Raw genomic sequence first — 2,960 nt, forward strand, 5'->3', positions numbered from 1 at the left:
TTTGTCATTCATTCAACAACAGGACGGATCATACTTGCTAAGTATGAAGAATTCATCATCACTTAACTAATCTATCCGCCCAGCCCGGTTAGCGGCTATAGATAAAAAAGCCACCCTTTAAGGTGGCATACATACGTGCAGATAGGAATCACGTTAAAAGCTTAAGGAGTATATTTCATGGAAAATACAAAGAAACCCTTCTATAAAAAGGTATGGTTTTGGGTACTAGTTGTTGTGTTGATTGCTATTGCAGGTGCTGGCGGTAGTTCAAATACCAATACAAGTAGTAAGACTGCTGCTAAGAGTTCTGATAGCTCTTCTGTATATAGCTCTTCTGTATATAGCTCTTCATCATCTAGTGTTTCATCAAGCAGCCAGCAAGATACAACGACACAAAATCAAAAAAATGCTTTGCGTAGTGCAGAAACTTACTCAAGAATTATGCACATGTCAAAAACTGCTATCTATGACCAACTAACCGCACAAGCTGGAGATAAATTCTCTCCAGAAGATGCGCAGTATGCCGTGGATAATCTAAAGGCAGATTATAATAACAATGCTCTGGAGTCTGCTAAGACATATCAAAAGACGATGGCGATGTCCACAGATGCCATCTATGATCAACTAATCTCGCAGGCTGGCGATAAATTTACACCCGAAGAGGCTCAATACGCGGTGGATAATCTACCTAAATAATTTTACTTTACATAAAAGACGCCATATTTGTAGCATTAAGTTATCGAAAGCGACTAGGGCGCACCTACGCCAACCCTGTACGGTAACTCTTAAGGGTTACCTTTTTTTATAGCACAGTACAACGACACAACTACTTAGAAGAGAAAATTAAGGAGAAAATATAACATGGAAGATAAAAAATCACTACTTCTTATTGCTCGCATCGCTAGTGTGATGTCTGTACTGATGTACGTTTCATATATCCCACAAATCGTGGATAATCTATCTGGTCACGCAGGTGATCCAATACAGCCCTTTGTAGCTATGTTAAATTGTATCTTGTGGACTATTCACGGATTGTTTGGGACGGACGGTCATACCCGTGACATGCCAATCGTAATTGCAAATGTGCCCGGTATTTTATTTGGATTCGCAGCTTTTATCACTGCGATTATCTAATTGTGAGTATGCGTACCTACCCGCCCAGCGGGATACATAAAAAGCCACCCGTTAAGGTGGGTGGCATACATACGTGCAGATAGGAATCACGTTAAAAGCTATTAACATTTATCAGTAATTAAATACCCGAACGAGAGGTGATAAACATGGCATTTGAAACAAATATTATCAATATACCTGACAAAAAAACGTTGTTAATTAAAGGCGGTGTTGACCAAGGCATAAACATTGGCGATGAATTTAGAATTATTTCTAAAGGAAAAGAGATTATTGACCCTGATTCGCACGAGCCACTTGGTACTTACGATCGAGTAAAGGCAAAGCTAGAAGTTACTCAAGTCTATGAGAAATTTTCTGAACTTAAGAAGATTGAGAGACGATCTGCACCTATTTTTGATGCAACATCTATGATGACAAAACCCAGAGTTATTATTGAAGAGTTGTCTATAGATGAATCCGACATAGATTCAGAAAATACTTCGTCATCGAATTATGAAATAAAAATTGGAGATATAGCTCAAAAACTCTAAGTTTGACAAGTGAAAGTATATATTATATTATGTATACAAGATTTGGTTGCAATTACCGATGTAGGTAGCGACTAGAAGAAGGACTTGTCTGAAAAGATGAGTCCTTTTTTCTTTATAATGCGGGAATAAAAAATGAATAAATTAAATTATGAGTATCACTCTTTTGAAGAGTTAGTAACTATCGCAGATAACAAACACAATATAAAGCATCTTGCTGATTTGGCTACGGCAACCAATATTTTAAAAGACCACCCGTACTACACTTTAGTTAATGGCTATCAAAGAGCACTTGAGGAAACGGATCACCCCGAACAATTCAGAGAGGGTATATCTTTGGAATTATTAGCAAAATTCCATACTTATGAATCAATTTTATCTTCTAATACACTAGGAATATTGCTAGCCTTCGAAACAAAATTTAAAAACATTGTACAAGATACCGTTTCCCAACATTTTGGTTTCTCAGAAAATGATTATCTAAATATAGGCAAGTATAGGAATGATACGCGTATTAGCCGTGAGAAAGAAATAAAGCACTTTCGTTCTATTAGTCAAAGCCGACATCATGTTAATCATTCAACTAAAAAATATCGTAAAAATGGTAATGTCCCCCCTTGGATACTGGTTAACGAGTTAACTTTTGGCGAAGTTAAAAAATGGTATCTTCTTCTGCCTACCACACTAAAAGAACAAGTAATTGCTGAATTTAACTATTTCAATATGCCTACGGACCAATTCTTAGAATTTTTCAAAATATCGCTAGATATATTAAACGATTTTCGTAACGGACTGGCGCATGGAGATGTTTTAAATAAAATTATCGTAAAAAAGTCCGTACACTATTTTCATTTAGAGTACGCATTTTCTGAAAAAGTTATTTCGAATCAAGAATTTAACATGCAGTGTATAGGAAAGAATGATTTTTTTGGTTCTATCCTTCTCTTGTTTATGTTAGCCCCTAGTGTCTATCGTAATATTTTATACGTAGATTTGAAATCAACATTGAGCCTATTTAATAATGAACTAGATTTAAGCTCGTCCCAATCGCGAAGATTACTGGGGATACCTGATAGGATCCTAGAAAGGTTAGATACTATTAACCAAGAAATTTTGAAGATACAGTTAGACAACTGATTATAAAAAAACGCACACCCCCGCCGGCAAGCTAGAAGTGTACGTATCGAGCAAAACAAAACATTACTGCCCTGTTTCCGTATTTAATTGTACCAGACCCGGGTATGTCTTTAAACTGCCTAAATTTTTTATGTAAAGGTTAGGTTTAAACTAATGGCAGTA

Annotated in this window: 4 protein-coding genes; all 4 read left to right on the plus strand. The window is 36.2% G+C overall.

Going from position 1 to position 2,960, the window contains the following annotated elements; translation table 11 throughout:
* The first annotated feature begins 177 nt into the window (after positions 1–177).
* The 4 genes from Q0977_RS18060 (at position 178) to Q0977_RS18075 (ending at position 2,798) form a co-directional block, all read left to right on the plus strand.
* The gene (locus tag Q0977_RS18060) at positions 178–696 is read left to right on the plus strand and encodes an Ltp family lipoprotein (protein WP_271297888.1); all 519 of its coding nucleotides are present in this window, start codon (positions 178–180) and stop codon (positions 694–696) included.
* Positions 697–921: 225 nt separating this feature from the next.
* Positions 922–1,134: a hypothetical protein gene (locus tag Q0977_RS18065; protein WP_299516516.1), complete on the plus strand. Its 213-nt coding sequence runs from the start codon at positions 922–924 to the stop codon at positions 1,132–1,134.
* A gap of 146 nt (positions 1,135–1,280) precedes the next feature.
* Complete coding sequence (locus tag Q0977_RS18070; protein ID WP_270319121.1) at positions 1,281–1,664, plus strand: FlgT C-terminal domain-containing protein; 384 nt, start codon at positions 1,281–1,283, stop codon at positions 1,662–1,664.
* 132 nt (positions 1,665–1,796) lie between these two features.
* A complete protein-coding gene (locus tag Q0977_RS18075) occupies positions 1,797–2,798 on the plus strand; it encodes an Abi family protein (protein ID WP_270319123.1) in 1,002 nt (333 codons plus the stop codon).
* The last annotated feature ends 162 nt before the right edge of the window (positions 2,799–2,960 follow it).

The organism is uncultured Rummeliibacillus sp., assembly GCF_934216135.1.
In the GTDB taxonomy this organism is placed as follows: domain Bacteria; phylum Bacillota; class Bacilli; order Bacillales_A; family Planococcaceae; genus Rummeliibacillus.

Coding starts and splice junctions, on each gene's coding strand:
- Q0977_RS18060 (WP_271297888.1), top strand. CDS start 178: ATGGAAAATACAAAGAAACCCTTCTATAAAAAGGTATGGTTTTGGGTA.
- Q0977_RS18065 (WP_299516516.1), top strand. CDS start 922: ATGTACGTTTCATATATCCCACAAATCGTGGATAATCTATCTGGTCAC.
- Q0977_RS18070 (WP_270319121.1), top strand. CDS start 1,281: ATGGCATTTGAAACAAATATTATCAATATACCTGACAAAAAAACGTTG.
- Q0977_RS18075 (WP_270319123.1), top strand. CDS start 1,797: ATGAATAAATTAAATTATGAGTATCACTCTTTTGAAGAGTTAGTAACT.